General features: G+C 44.0%; 3 protein-coding genes. All 3 read left to right on the forward strand.

Going from position 1 to position 2,244, the window contains the following annotated elements; all coding sequences use genetic code 11:
* On the forward strand, positions 1-498 hold a 498-nt coding region (locus tag ABDZ76_RS17465; RefSeq protein WP_343808612.1), incomplete at its 5' end, for a hypothetical protein.
* Positions 499-645: 147 nt separating this feature from the next.
* Entirely contained in the window at positions 646-1,182 is a 537-nt protein-coding gene (locus tag ABDZ76_RS17470; RefSeq protein ID WP_343808615.1) for a lipocalin family protein, read from the forward strand.
* A 374-nt stretch (positions 1,183-1,556) separates the two neighbouring features.
* The gene (locus ABDZ76_RS17475; protein ID WP_343808618.1) at positions 1,557-2,234 is read left to right on the forward strand and encodes an outer membrane protein; all 678 of its coding nucleotides are present in this window, start codon (positions 1,557-1,559) and stop codon (positions 2,232-2,234) included.
* The last annotated feature ends 10 nt before the right edge of the window (positions 2,235-2,244 follow it).

Consider the following 2,244-nt stretch of genomic DNA (forward strand, 5'->3'; position numbering starts at 1 on the left):
AAAGAAATGGGAAACTTGAAGTCTGAGGTTCGTGTGCATCAAGTTCCCAACCCATATTACATGCCTAACCATGCAGGCGCATCATGGAACCCCAAAAAAATAAAAGCCTATGTGAACATCAGAGAAAGTGCGATTGGCACCCTTTATTCTCGTGGGCATATCGACGATGCACAGTGGGCAGCAGCTGGGCGCTTTCGCCAATATTGGGAACGGTCAGGTGCAAAAGGTGCAATTGCGATTGATTATGGTCGAGAGCGTGTGGATGGCGGTAAGGGCATCGATCCGCTGCCGGATAGCATGATTGATGCCGTGCAACATTTGAATGAGTGCAAACCTATCCTTGGACGCAAAGCATTCGATTTGATGATTGCAGTTGTCGGGCAGGGAATGGAGATTACTGATATCGCCAAGACGCAGCGCGAAAAGACCACCTACAGTGATTACCTTAAAGATGGCCTTGATGCTTTAGCAGATCATTGGGGATATAAGACGCGATAAGTTGTTGCTCGCTTAAGCGGAATATACTATATTTAGAACAATGGTGATTTGCGGGCAGCTTAAAGGCTGCCTTTTTTGTTTTTCTAGATGGTATCTGGAACCGACAGCACCTAAATGCGTTCATGATGTAACCAACAGGAGTTTGTTATGGGCGCTAAAAAGATATTCTTGGCCGCGATAGGATTGTTTGCGGGTTATAAACTGTACAAAGCCAGTAATCCTAAAATTCCTGAGAATGTGATACCGGTTACAGGTTTTGATTTAAATCGCTATCTTGGAAAATGGTTTGAAGTCGCACGGGTCGATAACCGTTTTGAGAAAGGCTTAATCAAAACGACAGCCGAATATACCCTTAACGGCGATGGCACAGTAAATGTTCTGAATAGCGGTGTTGATGAAGTATCAGGTCGACATAAACGCGCCTCCGGAACAGCTATGTTTGTTCAAGGGCAAGATGTTGGAGCCTTGAAGGTTTCATTCTTCGGACCATTCTATGGTGGTTACAACATTGTTGCTTTGGATGATGATTACCAGTGGGCGATAATTGCAGGCTCTAGTCCGAAATACTTTTGGGTCTTGTCGCGGACAGAACATGTTCCGGAGGCTGTCAGGGAAAGGGCTTTAAGGGTTGCATCGGAGGTTGGTGTTTTGGCTGGAAACCTTAAATGGGTGCAGCAGACTTAAAAGAAAACCGTCCTTACCCTTGTTTTGGACATAGTCGCTATCTATATATAATTCATAGGCATTGCTAATGCAGCGCGTTTCTCACAGCGCTCGCAAGTGTCGCAGTTATTTATGACCTTTGACCACGGATGTACTGGCACTTGGAATTAATAACGAGTAGGAAGGTCGGTGCAGAATTGCCCCGGCCTTTTTTATTATCAAAATCTAGCGGTGTTCTTGCTTTTTTAATGTATTTTTAAGCAACATTTTGTTTCATGGTTTCTTTTGAGGCATTGTAGGGTGGTGTTGCCTTATTACTACAGACATTTCATTTGAAGCCGATATGTATAAGTGCAGTATTAGTATGGACTTATAACAGGGTCGGGGGAATTAAAATGAACATCAAATCAGTTATGCTTGCATCGGCAGTAGCAATTGCTGCGGTTTCTGGCGCCCATGCAGCAGACGCAATTGTTTATGAAGAGCCTGCACCAGTTGCTGCAATCCCAGCGTTTTCTTGGACTGGCGGTTATGTTGGCGGTCAGATCGGGTATGGTTGGGGTAAATCAAGGTTCGATGTCTTATTGAATGGCTATGAGTTAAAACCACGCGGCTTCCTCGGCGGCGTGTACGCTGGCTATAATTTTGATTTAGGCAATAGTGTTGTTCTTGGTGTTGATGCTGATGTCACCTATAATGACGTTAATAAAAAAATTGACACAGGTTTAGAGACATTAAAAACAGAATTGCGTTGGTCAGGTGCCGTACGTGCTCGCGCAGGTTATGCGGTGGATCGTTTCTTGCCTTATATCGCAGGTGGTGTTGCCTTTGGTCAGGTAAAAAACAATTATAGTGTTTCAGCATTAAACCGTAGTTTTTCTGACAAAAATACTCTCACAGGTTGGACTATCGGAGCTGGTGTAGACTATGCAGCTACTGATAACTTAATTGTCCGCCTTGAGTACCGGTACACAGATTACGGACGCAAGGATTTTGATTTCGGCGGTACATCCAGTATTCGCAATAAGTTCAAGACTAATGATGTTCGTCTTGGGATTGCTTATAAGTTCTAATAATAGAAAC

This window comes from Paenochrobactrum glaciei, from assembly GCF_039522165.1.
GTDB lineage: Bacteria > Pseudomonadota > Alphaproteobacteria > Rhizobiales > Rhizobiaceae > Paenochrobactrum > Paenochrobactrum glaciei.